Source organism: Streptomyces sp. NPDC026673 (assembly GCF_040638135.1).
Taxonomy (GTDB): domain Bacteria; phylum Actinomycetota; class Actinomycetes; order Streptomycetales; family Streptomycetaceae; genus Actinacidiphila.
Genome location: NZ_JBEZXR010000085.1, coordinates 16,507 through 37,339 on the forward strand (window position 1 = coordinate 16,507; position 20,833 = coordinate 37,339).

At 71.4% G+C, this 20,833-nt stretch carries 19 protein-coding genes; 5 read left to right on the plus strand and 14 right to left on the minus strand.

The genetic code is table 11. The annotated features are described in order from the left end of the window. Nucleotides 1-642: 642 nt before the first annotated feature. From AB0F62_RS36200 to AB0F62_RS36210, 3 genes are all read right to left on the minus strand, one after another. Nucleotides 643-1,866, minus strand: a complete 1,224-nt coding sequence (locus tag AB0F62_RS36200; protein WP_361809556.1) for an aminoglycoside phosphotransferase family protein — start codon at nt 1,864-1,866, stop codon at nt 643-645. 63 nt (nt 1,867-1,929) lie between these two features. Further along, the gene (locus AB0F62_RS36205; protein WP_361809558.1) at nt 1,930-2,154 is read right to left on the minus strand and encodes a zinc ribbon domain-containing protein; all 225 of its coding nucleotides are present in this window, start codon (nt 2,152-2,154) and stop codon (nt 1,930-1,932) included. A 20-nt stretch (nt 2,155-2,174) separates the two neighbouring features. Then, the gene (locus AB0F62_RS36210; RefSeq protein ID WP_361809560.1) at nt 2,175-2,834 is read right to left on the minus strand and encodes a class I SAM-dependent methyltransferase; all 660 of its coding nucleotides are present in this window, start codon (nt 2,832-2,834) and stop codon (nt 2,175-2,177) included. Between the two features lie 23 nt (nt 2,835-2,857). Between AB0F62_RS36210 and AB0F62_RS36215 the strand changes: the two genes are divergently transcribed. After that, nucleotides 2,858-3,502 (plus strand): nucleoside/nucleotide kinase family protein, encoded by a 645-nt coding sequence (locus AB0F62_RS36215; protein ID WP_361809562.1) that lies wholly within the window; start codon nt 2,858-2,860, stop codon nt 3,500-3,502. Here the strand turns inward: AB0F62_RS36215 and AB0F62_RS36220 are convergent. From AB0F62_RS36220 to AB0F62_RS36230, 3 genes are read right to left on the minus strand one after another with little or no spacing between them, the layout of a single operon-like run. After that, on the minus strand, nt 3,483-4,289 hold the full coding sequence (locus tag AB0F62_RS36220; RefSeq protein WP_361809592.1) for an HAD family hydrolase: 807 nt from the start codon (nt 4,287-4,289) through the stop codon (nt 3,483-3,485). The genes AB0F62_RS36215 and AB0F62_RS36220 overlap by 20 nt on opposite strands. 17 nt (nt 4,290-4,306) lie before the next feature. After that, entirely contained in the window at nt 4,307-6,742 is a 2,436-nt protein-coding gene (locus tag AB0F62_RS36225; protein ID WP_361809564.1) for a phosphoribosyltransferase, read from the minus strand. Between the two features lie 29 nt (nt 6,743-6,771). Then, nucleotides 6,772-7,938: an HpcH/HpaI aldolase/citrate lyase family protein gene (locus tag AB0F62_RS36230; protein WP_361809566.1), complete on the minus strand. Its 1,167-nt coding sequence runs from the start codon at nt 7,936-7,938 to the stop codon at nt 6,772-6,774. Nucleotides 7,939-8,173: 235 nt separating this feature from the next. Here AB0F62_RS36230 and AB0F62_RS36235 point away from each other — a divergent pair, with 235 nt between their 5' ends. Continuing rightward, complete coding sequence (locus AB0F62_RS36235) at nt 8,174-9,103, plus strand: TerD family protein (RefSeq protein WP_361809568.1); 930 nt, start codon at nt 8,174-8,176, stop codon at nt 9,101-9,103. A 25-nt stretch (nt 9,104-9,128) separates the two neighbouring features. On the opposite strand, the gene AB0F62_RS36240 is transcribed toward AB0F62_RS36235, so the two are convergent. The 6 genes from AB0F62_RS36240 to AB0F62_RS36265 all read right to left on the minus strand — a co-directional run bounded on the left by AB0F62_RS36240 (nt 9,129) and on the right by AB0F62_RS36265 (nt 13,429). After that, a complete protein-coding gene (locus tag AB0F62_RS36240) occupies nt 9,129-9,860 on the minus strand; it encodes a Tellurium resistance (protein ID WP_361809570.1) in 732 nt (243 codons plus the stop codon). Between the two features lie 83 nt (nt 9,861-9,943). Then, nucleotides 9,944-11,086: a DUF475 domain-containing protein gene (locus AB0F62_RS36245; protein WP_361809572.1), complete on the minus strand. Its 1,143-nt coding sequence runs from the start codon at nt 11,084-11,086 to the stop codon at nt 9,944-9,946. A 16-nt stretch (nt 11,087-11,102) separates the two neighbouring features. Next, entirely contained in the window at nt 11,103-11,678 is a 576-nt protein-coding gene (locus AB0F62_RS36250) for a TerD family protein (protein ID WP_361809574.1), read from the minus strand. 63 nt (nt 11,679-11,741) lie between these two features. Next, complete coding sequence (locus AB0F62_RS36255; protein ID WP_361809576.1) at nt 11,742-12,317, minus strand: TerD family protein; 576 nt, start codon at nt 12,315-12,317, stop codon at nt 11,742-11,744. 73 nt (nt 12,318-12,390) lie between these two features. Beyond that, a complete protein-coding gene (locus AB0F62_RS36260; protein ID WP_361809578.1) occupies nt 12,391-12,849 on the minus strand; it encodes a peroxiredoxin in 459 nt (152 codons plus the stop codon). A gap of 139 nt (nt 12,850-12,988) precedes the next feature. Next, nucleotides 12,989-13,429, minus strand: a complete 441-nt coding sequence (locus AB0F62_RS36265; protein WP_026250565.1) for a DUF3052 domain-containing protein — start codon at nt 13,427-13,429, stop codon at nt 12,989-12,991. A gap of 406 nt (nt 13,430-13,835) precedes the next feature. Here AB0F62_RS36265 and aceE point away from each other — a divergent pair, with 406 nt between their 5' ends. Then, nucleotides 13,836-16,568, plus strand: a complete 2,733-nt coding sequence (aceE, locus tag AB0F62_RS36270; RefSeq protein WP_361809580.1) for a pyruvate dehydrogenase (acetyl-transferring), homodimeric type — start codon at nt 13,836-13,838, stop codon at nt 16,566-16,568. 64 nt (nt 16,569-16,632) lie between these two features. Here aceE and AB0F62_RS36275 read toward each other — a convergent pair whose 3' ends face one another. Together AB0F62_RS36275 and AB0F62_RS36280 are read right to left on the minus strand one after the other, a co-directional pair. Next, nucleotides 16,633-16,986 (minus strand): peptidase inhibitor family I36 protein, encoded by a 354-nt coding sequence (locus AB0F62_RS36275; RefSeq protein WP_361809582.1) that lies wholly within the window; start codon nt 16,984-16,986, stop codon nt 16,633-16,635. Nucleotides 16,987-17,089: 103 nt separating this feature from the next. Next, the gene (locus tag AB0F62_RS36280; protein WP_361809584.1) at nt 17,090-18,691 is read right to left on the minus strand and encodes an MFS transporter; all 1,602 of its coding nucleotides are present in this window, start codon (nt 18,689-18,691) and stop codon (nt 17,090-17,092) included. 106 nt (nt 18,692-18,797) lie between these two features. On the opposite strand from AB0F62_RS36280, the gene AB0F62_RS36285 reads away from it, so the two are divergent. Both AB0F62_RS36285 and AB0F62_RS36290 read left to right on the plus strand, forming a co-directional pair. Further along, nucleotides 18,798-19,481 carry a TetR family transcriptional regulator gene (locus tag AB0F62_RS36285; protein WP_361809586.1) on the plus strand — a complete coding sequence of 228 codons (684 nt, stop codon included), beginning with the start codon at nt 18,798-18,800 and terminating at the stop codon, nt 19,479-19,481. Nucleotides 19,482-19,534: 53 nt separating this feature from the next. Continuing rightward, on the plus strand, nt 19,535-20,743 hold the full coding sequence (locus AB0F62_RS36290) for an alpha/beta hydrolase (RefSeq protein WP_361809588.1): 1,209 nt from the start codon (nt 19,535-19,537) through the stop codon (nt 20,741-20,743). Nucleotides 20,744-20,833 lie beyond the last annotated feature (90 nt).

Here is a 20,833-nt window from a genome sequence, read left to right on the forward strand (position 1 = left end):
GATGCGGGCTGCGGATGGGAGGGTGGGGGCGGGGCCCGCGTGGCAGTGTGCGGGTGGGTGGGTGGTCGAGGTTCAGGCGCCGGAGCGGGTCCGGTTGTTCATGGGCGCGGGTCTCGTCGCCGTCCGCGGGTATAGATGGCTGGTTGCCACGCCCACCCTTCGTGCGTGGCGCGCCCGCCGTAACCGGCGTCTGCGGGTGATTCCCCTACAGGACATGGGTTCGGCGGGTGGGCTTCTCGAGATCGGGCTCTGTTTCGCCGACATAGTCGGTGAAAGCGGGCCCGATGTCCGCCGGCGCAAAGATCGGGCTCTGTTCCGCCGAACATACCGGCGAAAGTGAGCCCGATGTCCCGCCCGCCCCCACCAGCACCTCGAAGCAGCCGCAGACGCCGGTCACGGCGGGCGCGCCCATCACCGGCGGTAGGCGTGGAAGCGGCCATCTATACCCGCGGACGGCAACGAGACCCCAGACACCGGACAGGGAACCCGCTCCGGCGCCTGAACCCCGACCACGCACCCACCCGCACACCGCCGACCAGCCCCGGACCGGCACCCTCCCATCCGCAGCCCGCCGCCCTGCGACCGAAGGGAGCGAGACGGTGGGACAGCCGAAAACCGGCAGCACCGCCGCCACCGACCCCGTTACCGCTCGGCGCAGGCCAGCGCCGCACGGATCTCCACCGCCGGATCGCCCTCGTGGTAGACCCGCTCGCTCGACTCGATGTTGTCCAGGAACTCCTGGTAGCGGACCGCGTACATGAGATGCGCCAGCGGCTCCCCCACGGTGAGCGCCCGCCGGGGATCGGACCCGGGCACCAGCTCCGACCAGGTCCGGACCCAGGCGTCGGCGGCGTGCTCCCAACTGCGGTCGTCCAGGAACCCGCGCGGTCGCAGGCCGTCGAGCACCGGGTGGCCGAAGTGGCTGTCGGCGAAGTCCACCATCACGATGCGCCGTCCGTCGCGACGCCAGTTCCCCGGATGGAAGTCGCCGTGCACGACGGTGTGCGGCAGTCCGCAGGCCTCCAACTCCGCGACGAGTGCGGGCAGTCGAGCGGCCAGCCGGCGCACCCGGGGCAGTTCCCGCGGGGTGAGGTCCCGGCCGGCCTCGCCGTCGATCAGCCGGCGCACCCGGCCGGCCAGGGTGCGCGGGGTGAGGTCCCGCAGCCCGGCCGGGGCCGTCGCCGAGGCGATCGCCGCCTGGGCCGCCGCGAGGCGGCGTACGGCGTCGGCCGCGACCTCCGGTGCGGCCCGCCAGCAGTCCCGGCCGTCCACGTGCCCGAGCAGCAACCGCCGTCGCGGCGAGTCCGCCGCCACGACCTCGGGCACGAACGCCCGGTCCCCGGCGGCGAAGAGCCGGATCACGGTGGCCTCGCAGGCGTTGAAGCGGGGGCTGGTCGTCTTCAGCCAGACCGTGCGGCCGTCGTCCGCCTCGATGCGGAAGAGCCCGGAGAGGTTCCACGTCCTGATCTGCTCGGCCCTGCCGCCGCCCAGCACGCCGTCCGCCCACGCCAGCGCCTCCCGCAGACCCGGCGCCGTCGCCCAGTCCGCGCGCAGGGCCGCCGGGCCCAGGAGGGCACCGGCGCCCGACCGGGCCGGGAGACCGCGGAGCACAGCGCCGCGCGGCCGGCGCAGGGCCTCGGCGTGGTACGTCACCACCCCGTCCCGGCCGCCCTCGCCGCCATCGACGCCGACCAGCCGCAGTACGGCGACCGGCACCCCGAGCAGGGCCTCCAGGCGCGCCGCGACCTCCCTGACGTCCGACCACCAGCGGCTCTCGACGGTGAAGGGCCCGGTCCCGCCCAGCGGTTCCCCGTCGTACGTCACCACGACGTCGACCACGCGTCCTGCCGTCGGCTGCTCCGTCACACAGGGAGTGTCCCGCCCGGGGGTTCCACCCCGCGATCGGTTATCGGGCCCTGCCGCGGGCCGTCAGCCGCAGCAGCCGCCACCGCAGCAACCGCCGCCGCCCGCGGCCGGGCGGGGGGCCGCCGCCGTGGAGGCGGAGGCGGTGCCGCCGACGGCGACCGTCGACAGGAGCTTGACGGTGTCGTCGTGCCCGACGGGGCACTCGGCAGGTGCGGAGGACTCCGCCATCGGCCGGCTCAGCTCGAACGTGGTGCCGCAGGAGCGGCAGCGGTACTCGTAACGGGGCATGGGCACAGATTAACCACGGCTCACAGCCTGCGCGCCAGGGTCAGCCCGTCCGCGACCGTCAGCAGCAGCGCCTCGACCCGCTCGTCGGCCGCGACTCGGTCGTTGAACGCCCGGATCCCCGCCGTGTCACCGGTCGCCTGCGGGTTCACGACCCGTCCGTGGAAGAGCGTGTTGTCGGCGGCGATGATTCCGCCGGGCCGCATTCGCGGCACCAGCTCCTCCCAGTAGGCGACGTAGTTGCCCTTGTCGGCGTCCAGGTAGACGAGGTCGATCCACGGCTCCCGCGGCAGCGACCGCAGGGTGTCCAGGGCGGGCGCGATCCGCAGGTCCACGCGGTCGGCGACACCGGCCTTGGCCCAGGCTTCGCGGGCGACCGCGGTCCACTCCTCGGAGATGTCGCAGGCGATGAGCCGCCCGTCCGCGGGCAGCGCCTGGGCCATGGACAGGGCGGAGAAGCCGGTGAAGGTACCGACTTCCACGACCTGCCGGGCCCCGGTCAGCCGCACCAGGAAGGCCAGCAGCGGACCCTGCTCGCGCGCCGACTGCATGCTCGCCGCGTCGCCGAAGCGGGCGCGGGTGATCTCGACCAGCTCCTCCCGGACCGGGTCCAGCGGCGGGTTGTGCTCGAGGACATACGCGTACAGTTCGGGCGTGAGCTGCGGGTTCTTGGTCTCGTGCACGGCTGCTCCTTAAGGTGGCGGACATGTACGTGGATGACGTCCTCGCCCTGGTGCCCAGCATGCCAGGCAGGCGGGTGCTGCTGGGGCTGGCGGGCGCGCCCGCGGCGGGCAAGTCGACCCTGGCCCGGTCGCTGGTGGAAGGGGTCGAGGCGCGGCTCGGCCCGGGTACGGCGGTCAATGTGCCGATGGACGGCTTCCACCTGTCCAACGCCCAGCTGGACCGGATCGGCCTGCGCGGCCGCAAGGGCGCGCCGGAGACCTTCGACGTGGACGGCTACGTCCAGCTGCTGCGGCGGCTGCGGACGTGGCGGGACCGCACCGTCTACGCGCCGGACTTCGACCGGGCGCTGGACGAGCCGGTGGCCGCCGGGATCGCCGTGCTCCCCCAGGCCCGGCTGGTGGTGACGGAAGGCAACTACCTGGCCGACGACGGCCCCGGCTGGCACGAGGTCAGGGACCTGCTGGACGAGCTGTGGTTCGTCGAGGCCGACTCCGCGGTCCGCGAGGAGCGGCTGCTGGCACGGCATGTGACGGGTGGTCGCACGGAGGCGGAGGCCCGGGCGTTCATCGAGGCCAGCGAACGCCCGAACGCGCTGCGCGTCGAGGCGACGCGCAGCGCGTGCACGCGGGTGGTGCGGACCGGCGGGGTCAGCGGCGCGCCACGCTGAGCATCCGGCGCAGGATCTCCTCCCCCGCCGCGACGCCCGGCAGGGCCAGCGCGTCGACGTGGGGCGCGACCCAGCCGGTGTCGGCGAGTTCGCCGTGGCCGGGGCGCCAGCCGGTGTGGGCGGCGAGCAGCAGCTCGGCGTCGAGGAGGGAGTCGCCCGCGGCGAGGACGTGGTCGGCGCCGGTCCGCCGGACGACCTCGGCCAGGGCCGCGGACTTGGTGAGCGGCTTGGGCACGGCGTAGATCTTGCGGCCCTGCAGCGAGACGGTCCAGCCGCGCTCATCCGCCCACTCGGCGAGGTCCTTCACCCAGCGCTCGGGCAGCAGCGACCGCTCCACGACCAGGTACACGAACAGGTCCTCGGCGACGCGCTCCTTGCGCAGCCAGGACTCGTCTGCGGTGCGCGCCATGAACTCGCGGACCTCCGCGAGCGGCGCGCAGCCCTCGGCGAGGCGGCGGCGCATCTCGGCGTTCCAGTCGTGGTCGGTGTGGCCCTTGACCAGGATGTGCCCGCCGTTGGCACAGATCGCGTACCGCGGCACCGGGCCGGGGAGGTTGATGCGCCGGTACTGCTTGCGGGTCCGGGTCGTCGCCGGGACGAACTCGGCTGCGGCCGCGAGCCGCTGGATCAGCACGGCGGCGGCCTCGGTCATGAAGGACAGCGGCCGGCCCTCGTGGACCTCGACGCAGAGCAGCCGCGGCGCCTCCTCGTCGGCCACGGACAGGGCCAGGGCCGACGGCGAGTAGATGAGGGTGCGGTCCAGGTCGCTCGCGACGAGGGACTTCACGATCTCCGGGCGCTGCTTCACTTGGCCTCCACCGCCTTGCCGTCCGTACCGGTCGCGCCCCGGGTGAAGCGCGGGTGGATCAGTCCCACGCAGGAGTACGGCAGGTCGTCCACCTCCTCCACCGGTACGCCCCGCTGCTCGGCGAGCAGCCGGATGTGCGCCAGGTCCCGCCCCGCCCCGCGCCGGGCGAGCACGCGCCACGGCACGCGGCGCAGCAGCACCCGGGTGGTCTCGCCGACGCCCGGCTTGACCAGGTTGACGTCCCCGATGCCGTACTCCTCGCTGATCCGCTCGACGGCCGCCCAGCCCTCCCAGGTGGGCGTGCGGTCGGCGGCCTGCAGCTCCTTGACGTCCGCGGCGACGTCGTCGGCCACGGCGGCGAAGCGTGCCGTGATCGCGTCCAGGAAGAGCGTGGAGACGTCCGAGCCGGCCAGCTCGCGGTAGAACTTGGCGCCGTGGAACTCGTCCGGGCCGATCAGGTCGGCACGCAGCACGGTGCGCGACACCAGCCCGGAGACGGTGGAGTTCAGGCAGGCGGACGGGATGAGGAAGTCGTCCCGGGTGCCGAAGGTGCGGACGCACGACCCGGGGTCGGCCAGGACCGCGATCTCCGGATCGAAGTCCCCGTACGGGGCCACCGCGTCGGCCAGTTCGCGGGTGATGGCGCCCTTGCCGGTCCAGCCGTCCACGAACACCGCCCGCGCGGGATCGTGGTGCTCCGCCAGCCAGCGCAGCGCGGTGGTGTCGATGCCCCGGCCGCGGACGATGGAGACGGCGTAGTGCGGCAGGTCCAGGCCGTACGCGTGCCGCGCCCAGCGGCGCATCAGCACGCCGACCGGGGTGCCCGCGCGGGCCAGCGACACCAGGACGGCCTCCGGCCCGCGTTCGGCGAGCACCAGTTCGGTGACGGCGCCCACGGCGCGCGCGATCCGGTCGGCGGAGTCCTCCAGGGCGGAGCGGAACAGCTCCTGGTACTCCGCGCTGGGCTGGTACTCCACGGGCAGCGACTCCGCGTAGTGCGCCCCTCCGCTCTGGATCGCCTCCTCGCGCTCCTCGGTCGGCGCCTCCAGCTCCACGTCGGAGAGGTCCTTCAGCAGCCAGCCGACCTCGTCGGGCGCGTAGGAGCCGAACGCGGGACCGCGCAGCGGCTCCGGGAGCGTCGAGGTGGGCGTGCGGGGTTCGTACGAGGGCACCACGGCCAGCAGAAGCCTTTCCGTATGGCCGGCGAGCTGCGTCAGCAGCCCTCCGGGGGCGTGCAGGGCGGGCGTGTCGCCCGCGCTGTCCACGACGGCGACGACGGCGTCGAAGCCGGCGCCCGCCACGTTGTACGCGTAGCGCTCGCCGGGGCCGTCCGCCGGGTCGTCGTGGTCGGGGAAGGCGATCCGGGTACGGATCGCGTACCCCGGATCGTCCACGGCCAGCACCGGCGAGCGGGTCGTCGTGGAGAACCGCACCTCGGCGGCCGGCAGGGCGTCCTGCAGTGCCTGCGCCAGCCGCAGCGGGGCGTACATGAGCTCCTCGTTGCCGAGGACGAGGACGCGGGGCGCCGTGCCGTCGCCGGAGCGGCGCGGGTGCTCCGCCAGGCCCTCCGCCAGGCGTGCCGCCATGGCGGGCAGCGCCGCCTCCAGCCGCGCGCGGTGCGCCGGTGTGAAGCCGTGCCGCCCGCCGTCGGGGAGCCCGGCGGGCCAGTCCAGGCGCACCCGGCGGGGTGCCGCCGCCCCGGCCGGGCGGGTGGCCGGCGCCGTGGTCGCGTGCGCGGCGACCAGCGCCTGGCCGCGTTGGAGGACGCCGTCGGGGAGGACGACCGTTCCCGAGGCCAGGGCCACGACGTCGACGGTGGCGCCCAGGTCGGCGGCGAACTCGGCCAGCAGCGCGCGGTCGGCCTCCGACCGCATGTCGACCAGGGCCACCACCACGTACCGGCGGCGCGGATACCGCGTGTGCAGCGCCCGCACCGTGTTGAGCACCGTCCGGCCGGTCGAGAACTCGTCGTCGACCAGGACCAGCGGCCCGTCCCCGGCGAGCAGGCCGGAGTCCTCGGGCAGCAGCAGGTGCGAGGTGGCGTGGCTGTGCTCCTCCTCGAAGCCGCCGACGGCCGCCACCCCCGGGACCGGGCGCCGGGTGGAATGCAGATACGGGGCGGTGCCGAGCCCGTCGGCCACGGCGTGCCCGAGGCCCGTCGCGGTCTCGGCGTAGCCCAGCACCACGGCCCGCCCGGCCTCGTCCTCGCCCAGCAGCCCGCGCACCCGCACGCCCAGGCCGTACCCGGCGTCGTAGACGATGTGCGGGCGCTGCGGCACGTGCTTGCCCAGCACATTGGAGACGAGCAGGTGCGCCCGCTTGGGGTTGCGGCGCAAGGCCAGTCCGAGCAGACCGCTCAGTCCCTCGCCCCGGAGGGTGACGCCGAGCCGGTCGGCGACCCACTGCCCGGACCAGATGTGCTCCGTCGTCATGCGTTCGGCACTCTCCCTCTCGCTGCCGGTCACGAGGGCACGCACGCGGAGAGCAGCTCGACGAAGCCGATCTCCTCCCGTGCCACGCCGAAGACCTCGGCCCGCCGCACGGTGCGCTCGGCCCAGGCGCGGTGCGGCTTCACCTCGTTCATCTTGTTCGTGTAGGCCGAGCGCAGCACGCCCCCGCCGCTGCGGTCCTCGTGGAGGATGTCGACGGCGTCGCTCCACTCCTCGTGGGAGACGACGCTGAGCGCGTGCACGGGCTGGACGTGCGAGGGGTGGATGCAGGTCTTCCCCTGCAGGCCGTTCGTCCGGTCCAGCTCGATCTCGCGGAGCAGCCCGTCCATGTCGCGCTGGATGAGGGCATCGCGCAGGTCGACGGCCTCGGGGACGAAGGGGCTCTGCCGCAGCAGCGGCTTGAACATGCGCTTGGAGTGCTTGAAGTACTCCCAGACCGGCCCGGTGATGGTGAAGCCGGTGCCGTCGGCGCGCCCGAGGACATTGACCACGTCGGCGATGATCGAGGCGACGATGCGGACGTCGTAGGCGGTCATGTCGGGCGAGCGGCGCAGCCCGTAGGCGGAGCAGAAGTCGGTGACGCCGAGCCGCAGCGCGAGGACGCGATCGCGGTACTTGTCGACGGTGCGGGAGATGCCGTAGAGCGTCTCGGTGCGGGTCTCGAGGTGGAGCAGCTGCGGGGACTCCAGGACCGGCATCGCGAAGAGCCGCCGTCCGCAGTGCGCCTCGGCGGCGGCGAGGGCCTCCAGGAAGGGGACCCCGGACTCCTCGGTGAACTTGGGGAGCACGAACCCGGAGAGCAGGGACACGTGCTCGCCGAGCCGGCGCACGAGGTCGGTGATCTGTCCGGGGGTGCGGACGCGTATGAAGAGCAGCGGGGGGTCGCCGTCCGGGATCCGGTGGGACAGCTCGCCGAACTGGCGGACCAGGTTCTCCTCCGCGGCCTCGACCTCCCCGTCGTCGATGGAGTCCTCCAGGCACAGCACCATCGAGACGACACCGCGCGCGGCCTGCTTGAGCACGTCGTCGGCGAGCCGCGGACGGGTGGCGGGGCAGTACAGGGTGGCGCCGAGGGCCACGGCGAGCGTGGCGGCCGGCGAGGCCGCGGTGAACCCGGCGGGTTCCCGGTGGAAGAGCTCGTTCCGTACGTCCGGCGCGAGGTGCCCGAAGTGGCGCATGCTTTCCCCCGTGGCAGGTGGTGGTCGGAGAGGATGGAGAGGTGGGAAGCGTCCCCCGACGCCGTGGCCGATTATCGTACGTGCGAGCCCCCTGCGGACGTTCCCGTCATACGTGAAAATCAGGTAACCCCCTCGGGTCCGGTGCGTGTCGTCCTGTCCCCATCTTTCCCCCCGGGCGGGCCGGCCTCATGCCCCGCGTTGTGGGCGCGGCCCCGGGGAGGGCAGGATTACGCGCATGACGCAGGCGATGGTGAAGGGCTCGAACATCCCCGTGGACGCCTCGGGGGTGCGGGCGGTGCTCCGCTGGAGCCCCGGGGCGGGTGTGCCGGACGTCGACGCCTCGGCGCTGCTGCTGGGCGCCGACGGCCAGGTGCGGACGGACGAGGACTTCGTCTTCTACAACCAGCCCCGGCATCCGGCGGGCGTCGCCCGGCACCTGCCCAAGCGGAGCGAGCCGGCCGGGCTGACCGACGCGATCGAGGTGGACCTGACCGCCCTGGACGCCGCTGTCGACCGGGTGGTCGTGGCGGCCTCCTCGGACGGCGGCCCCTTCGCCCTCGTCTCGGATCTGCGGATACTGCTGTACGACACGGCGGCGGGCACCGACGCCGAGCCGCTGGCGGTCTTCCACGTCGTCCCGGACACCGGCGACGAGTCGGCGCTGATCTGCGGTGAGCTGTACCGCCGGGCGGGCGGCTGGAAGTTCCGCGCGCTGGGGCAGGGCTATGCCTCGGGGCTGGAGGGGCTGGCCACCGAGTTCGGCATCACGGTGGAGGAGGGCGACCTCGACGAGGCGCCGCCGCCGCGGCCGGAGGGCGAGGCGGCCTCGGTGCCGCAGCCCGTGCCGCCGACCGTCCTGACCGCCGAGCCCGACGCGTACACCCTGCAGGCACCGGCTCCGGCCCAGGCACCGGCCCAGGTGCCCCCGCAGCCCGCCGCGCCGCCCGCCTACGGCTATCCGCAGCAGCCCCAGCCGACGGTGGCCGCCCCGGCGTACGGCTATCCCCAGCAGCCCACGGCACCCGTCCCGGCCTACGGCTACCCGCCCCAGCAGCCCGCCCCGACCGCGGCGGCCCCCGCTCCCGCTCCCGCGTACGGCTATCCGCAGCCGGTCCAGGGGGTCACGCTGCCGCCGCAGGGCCCGCAGTTCCAGGAGCGCCGCTGAGCGCGCCCGGCGCGGGGCCGCGCGGTCAGACCTTGGTCTTGTAGCCGCGGCCCCACTGCAGGCCCCAGCCGTACAGCCGGTCGAGCTCGGCCTGGAAGCCGTAGACGTACTTCACCTCGCGGCGCACGGTCAGGTCGCCCTTCTTGTTCTCGATGAGCACGACGGCGCACGAGCGGGCCTGGGGCTCGCGCTCGTCGAGCAGGATCTCGATCCGCGGGCCCGAGCTGGGGAAGATCTCCACCTTGGCGTGGGTGCGGTCGAAGGCGGGCGTGCCGTCGTAGATGTAGACGAAGACGAGCATGCGCTTGAACTCGTCGTGCTTGTCGAGGTTGATGTAGAGCGTCTCCCCGGACGAGCCGCCGAAGCGGTCGTCACCGGTCATCTGGATGTACGGCGGGGCGTCGAGGTCGCCGAGGAAGTTGCCGAGCGGCTGGACGACGCCCTTGGTGCCGTCGGCCAGCTCGTACATGCACGCCAGGTCGAGGTCGACGTTGACCATGGCGGGGCCGGCGGCCTGCACGGGCTCCGGTTTGAACAGGTGCATCTGGCGGCTCAGCCAGGAGCCGCCGCGCTGGTTCCAGCCGCCGGTGTCCGAGGTGCGCATCTGCCACGACAGGTTGATGCGCAGATTGCCGACGGCCGCGCCCTGCTTGGACAGCGAGACGACCTGGTGCCGCTTGGTGAGCTCGATGGTGTGCGCGTTCGCCATGTCGAACTGCGTGTTGAAGCCGCCGCTCGGCCGCAGGAAGTCCCACATGTCCGTCCCTCCCCTGGACGCAGGCCGCCCCCCGCCGGATCGGCGGGGGGCGACGTGGTCCGTTTGTCGTGACGAGACCGGGGTCAGACCCCGCTCGTCACCTCCGCTTTGTCGTCCCGCTGCTCGGAGCTTTCCCCGAGACGGCGGTTTCGCACCACCGACGACCAGTAGGAGGCGCCGATCAGGACGACGCCGATGAGGCCGGTGATGACCTCGTTGATCTCGAACTTGATGGTGACCAGGAGGATCACGGCCAGGGCGCCGATCGCGTAGTGCGCGCCGTGCTCCAGGTAGACGTAGTCGTCCAGGGTGCCCTTGCGGACCAGGAAGACGGTGAGCGACCGGATGTACATCGCACCGATGCCGAGGCCGAGGGCGATGATGAAGATGTCGTTGGAGATCGCGAACGCGCCGATGACGCCGTCGAAGGAGAACGACGCGTCGATGACCTCGAGGTAGAGGAAGAGGAAGAACGCCGCCTTGCCCGCCAGGCCCACGGCCGAGGCACCGCTGCCGGCCGGCTTGCCGCCCGCCGACATCTCCTCGAGCTCCTCGTCGGCCTCGTCGGCCTCGTCCTCCAGGCGGTCCTCGAAGTAGCTCGAGATGCCGCCGACGATGAGGTAGGTGACGAGACCGCCGATGCCGGCGAGCAGCACCGTGGAGGACTTGTCGCCGCCGCCGTGCGCGACGTCGGTGGCGAGGGTGGTGGCGGTGATCAGCAGGGCGACCAGGGCGACGACCACGGAGAGCGTGTCGAGCTTGCCGAGCTTGGAGAGCGGCTTCTCCAGCCAGGCCAGCCACTTGTGCTCGCGCTCCTCGAAGATGAAGTCGAGGAAGATCATCAGCAGGAACATCCCGCCGAATGCGGCGATCGACGGATGCGCGGAGGTGACGAGGTGCTCGTACTTCTCCTTGTCGTTGATCGCCAGGTTGATGGCCTCGATGGGGTCGAGCTTCGCCGTGATCGACACGATGACGATCGGGAAGACCAGTCGCATGCCGAAGACGGCGATCAGAATGCCGATGGTGAGGAAGATCTTCTGCCAGAAGGCATTCATCTTCCTCAGGATGCCGGCGTTGATCACCGCGTTGTCGAAGGAGAGCGAGATCTCCAGCACCGACAGGATGGCGACGAGGGCAAGCCCCTCCGCACCCCACAGATAACCGGCGAGGGCGAGGCCGGCGGCGGTGACACCGAACGACCAGCCGAAAGTTCGGAGGAGCACTGGATATCCAATCCCTTTACGAAACGTTGACCCCAAAGTCTAGGGCGATGCCCCGGAGCCCTGATGCATACCCCTGGCCAACGGCTCGGAACTTCCATTCGCCGCCGTACCTGTACAGCTCACCGAAGATCATCGCGGTTTCGCTGGAGGCGTCCTCGGAGAGGTCGTAGCGCGCCAGTTCGCTCTGGTCGGTCTGGTTGACCACCCGGATGTAGGCGTTGCTGACCTGGCCGAAGGTCTGGCCACGGGTGTCGGCGTCGTAGATGGAGACCGGGAAGACGATCTTGTCGACCCGCTCGGGCACGGCGGACAGGTCCACCAGCAGCAGCTCGTCGTCGCCGTCGCCGTCACCGGTGAGGTTGTCGCCGGTGTGCTCGACCGAGCCCTCCGGGCTCTTGAGGTTGTTGTAGAAGACGAAGTACTCGTCGCCGAGCACCCGGCCCGAGGCGCACAGCAGCGCGCTGGCGTCCAGGTCGAAGGGCGCCCCGGTGGTGGAGCGCGCGTCCCAGCCGAGCCCGATCTGCACGTTGGTCAGATTGGGTGCGGCCTTGGTGAGGGAGACATTGCCTCCCTTGGCGAGCGTCACGCCCATGCTGTTCTCCTCCCCCGCGGGGGCTCGCGGTCCGCCGGACGCGGACCGCGAGGCCCCGACGAATCAGACGTTGACGCCGAAGTCCTGCGCGATGCCGCGCAGGCCGGACGCGTATCCCTGGCCGATGGCACGGAACTTCCACTCGGCGCCGTGCCGGTACAGCTCGCCGAAGACCATCGCCGTCTCGGTCGACGCGTCCTCGGTGAGGTCGTAACGGGCCAGCTCCCGGTCGTCGGCCTGGTTGACGACGCGGATGAACGCGTTGCGGACCTGGCCGAACGACTGCTGGCGGGTCTCGGCGTCGTAGATCGACACCGGGAACACGATCTTGGCGACCTCGGCCGGCACACCGGCCAGGTTCACCTTGATCTGCTCGTCGTCCCCCTCACCCTCACCCGTGATGTTGTCACCGGTGTGCTCGACGGAGCCGTCGGGGCTCCTGAGGTTGTTGAAGAAGACGAAGTGCTGGTCGGAGAGGACCTTGCCCTCGGTGCCCGTGAGCAGGGCGCTGGCGTCGAGGTCGAAGTCCGTGCCCGTGGTGGTGCGGGCATCCCAGCCGAGGCCGACGATGACGGCCGTGAGGTTGGGGGCCTCCTTCGTCAGCGAAACGTTGCCACCCTTGCTGAGGCTGACTCCCACGGGTCCTCCCATGTCATCGCGTGCTGCTCGTATCAGGATCAACGCCCTGAGATTAGTACCCGGTTCCCCAGGACTACAGGGCTTCGAGCGCCTTGACGTACTCGTTGAGGTCCCGGGCGTCCGGCAGGCCGTTGACGACGGTCCAGCGGACCACGCCGTCCTTGTCGATGACGAAGGTGCCGCGCACCGCGCAGCCCTTGTCCTCGGCGAAGACGCCGTAGGCGCGGGAGACCTCACCGTGCGGCCAGAAGTCGGAGAGCAGCGGGTAGTCCAGGCCCTCCTGCTCGGAGAAGACGCGCTGGGTGTGCATCGAGTCGTTGGAGACGGCGAGCAACTGGACGTCGTCGTTCTGGAAGGCCGGCAGCTCGTCGCGGAGCGCGCACAGCTCGCCCGTGCAGACCCCGGTGAAGGCGAAGGGGAAGAAGAGCAGGACGACGTTCTTGGAGCCCTGGAAGTCGGACAGCCGCACGGTCCGGCCGTGCTGGTCCCGCAGCTCGAAATCGGGGGCCTTTTCGCCTACGGCGAGCGCCATGGTGGACAACACCTCTCCGGTGACGGTGACGGGACCCGCGGCCGGGCCCCGCGGCCAGTCTCGCACCGCCCCTCCGGCGCAACGCGAGGCGCCCCCGCGACGCTGGGTCACGGGGGCGCTGTGCCGGTCGGGGAACGCCTCAGCGCTTCCCGGCCTTCGCCGTCTTGGGCGTCACCAGGCGACTGGCGGTCCAGTCCTTGGAGACGTTGACACTGCTGGTCTGAGCCAGGCCCGCGGTCTGCGCGGCTTCTCCGATGTCACTCGGCTCGACGTGCCCGTCACGGCCGGTCTTCGGGGTCATGAGCCAGATCTGGGCGCCCTCGTCGATGGCGGACGTGGCGTCGACCAGGGCGTCGGTCAGATCGCCGTCATCATCACGGAACCACAGGATGACGCCGTCTGCGACGTCGTCGTACTCCTCGTCCGCGAGCTCTTCGCCCGTGATCCCCTCAATACCCTCACGGAGCTCGTGATCGACGTCGTCGTCGTAGCCGAGCTCCTGGACCACCTGTCCGGGCTCAAAACCAAGCCGGCTCGCCGGGTTGGTTTGCTCCTCCGCGTGGCCCGCGGTCGCGCTCACGCTCTGCCTCCTGTCATGGGGGTTGTCTTCCCGCTCCTGTGCGGGGTTATGGGCGGTAGTCCACACGGGCGCGGCGGTTCGCGCAAGTACCCGGCCGCCCATCCCGCCCAAACGTTGACGTGTCACCGCAACCCGAACCGTGAGGGGTGACGTGGCTCACTCCACTATGCCAGGGTTTCTACCGAATCGGGGTCGCGGTCGGTCGTACGTCCGAGTGGGCGTAGAGTTGCGGTTTGGTCGAACGGCCACCGGACAGCCATGCGAGAGCCTCAAGAGGGTCTGGAAGAGGGGTCTGTCTCACTTAGTGGTGGTTACCACTCAGTAGAGATGACGTATCCCGAACGCGCGGTACACGATGGAGGCGGCGCGACCCAGCAGAGCAAGACCCTAGAAGCGAAGGAATAGCGTGGCTTCCGGATCAGATCGCAACCCGATCATCATTGGCGGCCTTCCCAGCCAGGTCCCGGATTTCGATCCCGAGGAGACGGCGGAATGGCTCGACTCGCTTGATGCCGCCATCGACGAGCGCGGACGCGAGCGCGCCCGCTACCTGATGCTCCGCCTGATCGAGCGAGCCCGCGAACGGCGGGTTGCCGTGCCCGAGATGCGCAGCACGGATTACGTCAACACCATTGCGACCAAGGACGAGCCGTTCTTCCCCGGCAACGAGGAGATCGAGCGGCGCATCCTCAACGCGACCCGCTGGAACGCGGCGGTCATGGTGTCCCGTGCCCAGCGGCCCGGCATCGGCGTCGGCGGCCACATCGCCACCTTCGCTTCCTCGGCCTCCCTCTACGACGTGGGCTTCAACCACTTCTTCCGGGGCAAGGACGACGGCAAGGGCGGGGACCAGATCTTCTTCCAGGGCCACGCCTCCCCCGGCGTGTACGCCCGGGCCTTCCTGCTGGACCGGCTCTCCGAGACCCAGCTGGACGCGTTCCGCCAGGAGAAGTCCAAGGCGCCGTACGGCCTGTCCAGCTACCCGCACCCGCGGCTCATGCCGGACTTCTGGGAGTTCCCGACCGTGTCCATGGGCCTCGGCCCGCTGGGCGCGATCTACCAGGCCCGGATGAACCGCTACCTGCAGGCGCGCGGCATCGCCGACACCGAGCAGTCGCACGTGTGGGCCTTCCTCGGCGACGGCGAGATGGACGAGCCCGAGTCGCTGGGCCAGCTGTCGCTGGCCGCCCGCGAGGGCCTGGACAACCTCACCTTCGTCGTCAACTGCAACCTGCAGCGGCTCGACGGCCCGGTGCGCGGCAACGGCAAGATCATCCAGGAGCTGGAGTCGCAGTTCCGCGGCGCCGGCTGGAACGTCATCAAGCTGATCTGGGACCGCACCTGGGACCCGCTGCTCGCGCAGGACCGCGACGGCGTGCTGGTGAACAAGCTCAACACCACGCCCGACGGCCAGTTCCAGACCTACGCCACCGAGACCGGCTCGTACATCCGCGACCACTTCTTCGGTGACGACCACCGGCTGCGCAAGATGGTCGAGGGCCTCACCGACGACCAGGTCCTGCACCTGGGCCGCGGCGGCCACGACCACCGCAAGATCTACGCGGCGTACAAGGCGGCCCGCGAGCACAAGGGCCAGCCGACGGTGATCCTGGCCCAGACCGTCAAGGGCTGGACGCTCGGCCCGAACTTCGAGGGCCGCAACGCGACCCACCAGATGAAGAAGCTGACGGTCGACGACCTCAAGCGCTTCCGTGACCGGCTGCACCTGCCGATCGCCGACAAGGAGCTGGAGTCCGGCGCCCCGCCGTACTACCACCCGGGCCGGAACTCGGAGGAGATCCAGTACATGCACGACCGGCGCAAGGGCCTGGGCGGCTACGTCCCGACCCGCGTCGTGCGCGCCAAGCCGCTGGCCCTGCCGGACGACAAGGCCTACGCCGGCACCCGCAAGGGCTCCGGCAACCAGACGATCGCCACCACCATGGCCTTCGTCCGGCTGCTGAAGGACCTCATGCGGGACAAGGAGATCGGCAAGCGCTTCGTGCCGATCGCCCCGGACGAGTACCGCACCTTCGGCATGGACTCGCTCTTCCCGTCGGCCAAGATCTACAACCCGCTGGGCCAGACGTACGAGTCCGTCGACCGCGAGCTGCTGCTGGCGTACAAGGAGTCCCCGACCGGCCAGATGCTGCACGACGGCATCTCCGAGGCGGGGTGCACCGCCTCGCTGATCGCCGCCGGGTCCTCCTACGCGACCCACGGCGAGCCGCTGATCCCGGTCTACGTCTTCTACTCGATGTTCGGCTTCCAGCGGACCGGCGACCAGTTCTGGCAGATGGCCGACCAGCTGGCGCGCGGCTTCGTGCTGGGCGCCACGGCGGGCCGCACCACCCTCACCGGTGAGGGCCTGCAGCACGCCGACGGCCACTCGCACCTGCTCGCCTCGACCAACCCGGCCGTCGTCGCGTACGACCCCGCGTTCGGCTTCGAGATCGCGCACATCGTCAAGGACGGCCTGCGCCGCATGTACGGCGAGGCGAACGAGGACGTCTTCTACTACCTCACCGTCTACAACGAGCCGATCGTGCAGCCGGCCGAGCCGGAGGGCGTGGACACCGAGGGCATCCTCAAGGGCCTGTACAAGTACCGGACCGCCGAGGCGGGTGCCATCCCGGCGCAGATCCTGGCGTCCGGCGTGGCCGTGCCGTGGGCGCTTCAGGCCCAGAAGATCCTCGCCGAGGAGTGGAACGTCCGGGCCGACGTGTGGTCCGCGACCTCCTGGAACGAGCTGCGCCGCGACGCCGTCGAGGCCGAGGAGCACAACCTGCTCCACCCCGAGGAGGAGCAGCGCGTCCCGTACGTGACGCGCAAGCTCAGCGGCTCCGAGGGCCCGTTCGTGGCCGTCTCGGACTGGATGCGGGCCGTCCCGGACCAGATCTCCCGCTGGGTGCCGGGCACCTGGCAGTCGCTCGGTGCCGACGGCTTCGGCTTCGCCGACACCCGTGGCGCGGCGCGCCGCTTCTTCCACATCGACGCGCAGTCCGTGGTGCTGGGCGTCCTCACCGAGCTGGCGAAGGAGGGGAAGATCGACCGCTCCGTGCTGAAGCAGGCGATCGACCGCTACCAGCTGCTCGACGTGGCCGCCGCCGACCCCGGCGCGGCGGGCGGCGACGCCTGACGCTCCCCGCTTCACCAGGGCCCCCACCGCAGCCGCGGTGGGGGCCCTGCCCTTGTCCGCGGGCTCACTGGTCGACGATCTGGAAGGCCCGGATGGTGTGCCGGGACTCCGGGACCCAGGTGCCGGACGGGAATGTCACGAAGTCGCCCTCGGTGGCGCACTCGGCGCTCTGGTAGGTCGTCACGAGCTTCCGCGTGCGATTGACGAAGGACTTCGCGTCCGTCCCGGCGGGCAGCGGCACACAGGAGTTGACGTCCGTGTCCGCGAGCTCGTGGACCAGGCGTGCCCCGCGGTAGTCCGGTCTGCTCCACAGGCACAGCTGGCCCGGGTCGCAGCCGGCGGCGGGCGCGGCGCCGGCCGGGGCGGCCAGGGCCGCGGCGGTCGCGGTGAGGGCGAGGGTCAGGACGGCGGCACGCATGTGGATCACTCCCCGTTTCGGTCGGAGCACCACCGTGAACGGCGAGGCCCGGGGCCGCCAAGGGCCCCGGGCCTCGTTCACCCGGATAGGGAATCGTCCGGCGTCAGATGTGCACCCCGCCGCCGGCGGCGTCCGCGTTGACGCCGCGCTTGGTCAGGAAGGCGATGCCCGCCGCCAAGGCGGCCACGACGCCGGCGACGGTGAAGGCCAGCCCCATCCCCGACAGGAAGGTCTCGCTGGTGATCTTCGTGATCACCGCGACGACCTCGGCCGGGGTGTCCTTGGCGACCGGCGGCACACCGACGACGACCGCGTCCGCGGCCTGCGCGGCCTGCTCGCCCTTGAGCGGGGGCAGGCCGGCCGCGGCCCACTTCTCGGGCAGCACGCTGTCCACCCGGGAAGCCATGATCGTGCCCAGGACGGCGGTGCCGAGGCTGCCGCCGACCTGCATCGCGGAGCCCTGCAGGCCGCCGGCCACGCCGGACAGCTCCAGCGGCGCGTTGCCGACGATGACGTCGGTGGCGCCGACCATCACCGGGGCCAGGCCGAGACCCAGCAGCGCGAACCACAGGGACATGACGGCGGTGCCGGAGTCGGCCTCCAGACCGGTCATGCCGAACATGGCGACCGCCGTGCACACCATGCCGCCGACCAGCGGCACCCGCGGGCCGAACTTGGTGATCAGCGCGCCCGCGACCGGCGAGCTGACGATCATCATCGCGGTCAGCGGCAGCAGGTGGACACCGCACTCCACCGCCGACATCCCGTGGACGTTCTGCAGGTAGAAGGTGACGAAGAACAGGCCGCCCAGGAAGGCGAAGGCCATCAGCACCATCAGCGCGGTACCCGCGGACAGCGGCACCGAGCGGAACATCCGCAGCGGGATCAGCGGCTCGGAGGCCTTGGTCTCCCAGAACGCGAACAGGACGAAGAGCAGCACCGAACCGACCAGGAAGCCCAGGGTCAACGGGTCGCCCCAGCCCCACTCCGGAGCCTTGATCAGGCCCCAGACCAGGCCGAACATCGCGCCGGAGAGCAGCAGGATGCCGGGGATGTCGAAGGACCGCGGCGCGTTCTCGGCGCGTACGTCCTTCAGGATGACCAGACCCAGGACCAGCGCGATCAGACCCACGGGCACGTTGATGAAGAAGACGGACTCCCAGTTGACGTGCTCGACCAGCAGACCGCCCGCGATCGGCCCGGCGGCGGTGGAGGCACCGATGACCATGCCCCAGATGCCGATGGCCATGTTGAGCTTCTCGGCCGGGAAGGTGGCACGCAGCAGGCCGAGCGCGGCGGGCTGGAGGAGCGCGCCGAACACGCCCTGCAGGACGCGGAGCGTGATCACCATGCCGACGCCGCTGGACAGGCCGATCAGACCGGAGGTGACGGCGAAGCCCGCGAGGCCGACCAGGAAGGTCTGCCGGTGGCCGAACCGGTCGCCGAGCTTGCCCGCGGTGATCAGCGAGACCGCCAGGGCCAGCATGTAGCCGGTGGTGATCCACTGGATCTGCTCGCGGGAGGCACCGAGGTCGGCCTGGATGGCCGGGTTGGCGACGGCGACGATCGTGCCGTCCAGCGCCACCACCATGACGCCGATGGCGACCGAGAAGAGGGTCAGCCAGGGGTGGCCGCGGAGAGGCTTCTTGGAAGGCGCCGGTATCGAGTCCGGGGCCTTGTCGGTGACGACGGAGGCTTGGGTCATGGGCAAGAGATTATGGCAGTCCCTGACATTTGACCAAAGCAGTCATCCGTCGGTAACTGACAGGAAGCACGAAGGTATCGTGAGGGCCCCTGGAGGTGGACGGCAGATGAAGCACGCGATGCGCGCGACGCCCGTGTGCGGCCTGCGTGAACGCAAGAAGCAGCGCACGCGGGACGCGCTCATAAGAGCCGCGATCGAGCTGTTCGTCGCCAAGGGGTACGAGCGCACGACCGTCGACGAGATCGCCGCCGAGGTCGAGGTCTCCCAGCGCACCTTCTTCCGCTACTTCGCGGGCAAGGAGGAGGTGGCGCTCGCGCTGGAGGACAGCGTCGAGGAGGCGTTCGTCGCCGCGGTCGCCGCACGGCCCGCGAGCGAACCGCCCTTCACGGCGCTGCGCGCGGCGCTCGACGAGTCCTGGCACAGCATCAGCGCCGTCATCGCCGCCGTCGTGCCGCTGTCCACGTACATGGCGATGTACCGGGTGATCGAGTCCACGCCGACGCTGCTGTCCGCCCAGATGCGCCACGCGGCGCTCATCGAGGCACGGCTCGCCGCCGTCATCGCCGCCCGTGAGTGCCTGGACCCGGACGATCCGCGCCCGCGGGTGCTCGTGGCGGCCGTCGGAGGGGTGATCCGGGCAGCGCAGCGGCTGTGGGGGGACGGCGACGAGACCAGCGTGGAGTCCATCCGCCGGGTCAGCGAGGAGCATCTGGATCTGCTGGTCCCGGTCCTGGCACAGCCCTGGGACGAGCACAAGGGTGTGTCCGGAATCTCCTTGTTCCAAACGTGACTTGAGTCACGGCGCACCCAGGGGATCTCCGGCGTCTCCTAGGGTGTCCCCCAGTGAACCTCGTCGATGAGCGCTTCAGCTCCCCCTCCCTGCGCGCCCTCGTGGCCCTGGCCGTGGTCTTCGTCATGCTGGCGACCACCGGCTGGACCGCGCTGCGCCACCACAAGGGCGGCGGGGACGCCCTCTCGGTGGCCACGGCCGCGTGGCGGCACGGCTCGCTGGGCGGTCGCGCGCTCCCCGACCCGCAGGCGGGCGCCGACGTCGTCGCGCGCTTCTTCGCCTCCGTCGGGCCGGACCGCGCCAAACGGCTCGCGGACCGCTACCCGCTCGTCGTCGGGAATCTCAACGGCGCCCCGATCGCGCTGCGTTACCAGGCCAACCGGCGCTCGCTGCTCACGGCGCGCACTCAGGAGACGGCCCGTTCGCACAGCCGCCTGCTGACCGCCGAGGGCCGCCGGGACGCCGCACAGCGCGCCGACCGCTACGCCTCCCTGCTCGACGGCAAGCGGCAGATCCTCGCCTTCGATCCCACCGGCCGCGGTCGTGCCGCCGAGGTCTTCGGCGACCTCGACGCCGCGGACCGGGTGTCGATCGTCGTGCCGGGGGTCGACACCGACGTCCTCTCCTTCGAACGGGACGCCGACCCGACCCGCGCCCCGGTCGGCATGGCCCGTTCGCTCTACGACGCCGAGCGCGCCGGCGCCCCCGACACCCGCACGGCCGTCATCGCCTGGGCGGACTACACCACCCCGCGGGGCGTCGGTCTCGACGCCTCCACCGGGGAACTGGCCGAGCAGGGTGCCGTCCGGCTGACCGCCCTGGTGAAGGCGCTGCCCGCGCGCGGTGCCGTGTCGCTGTTCTGCCACTCCTACGGCTCGGTGCTGTGCGGGGTCGCCGCCCCGGACCTGCCGTCCGGCAGGGTCTCCGACATCGCCGTCTTCGGCAGCCCCGGCATGCGGGTGGACAAGGCGGCCGACCTCGACACCGCCGCCCGGGTGTGGGCCACCCGGGACGGCACCGACTGGATCGGCGACGTGCCGCACCTGGAGATCGCGGGGATCGGCCACGGCGCCGACCCCGTCTCCCGGGCCTTCGGTGCCCGGGTGGTCACCTCGGCCGGCGCCGAGGGGCACGCGGGCTACTTCCGCTCCGGCACCGACAGCCTCGCCAACTTCACCAACATCGCGCTCGGTCGGTACCCGGACGTCCGCTGCGTCACCGACAGCGACTGCACGGCGGGCGTGGCACAGGGCTTGCGCTAGTTGTATTGCCCTGTGAGGTTGGGGACGCGGCTGGCGGGTGGTTTGCCGTTCAGGGCGGTGTGTCCGCGGTGGTGGTTGTAGCTGTGAAGC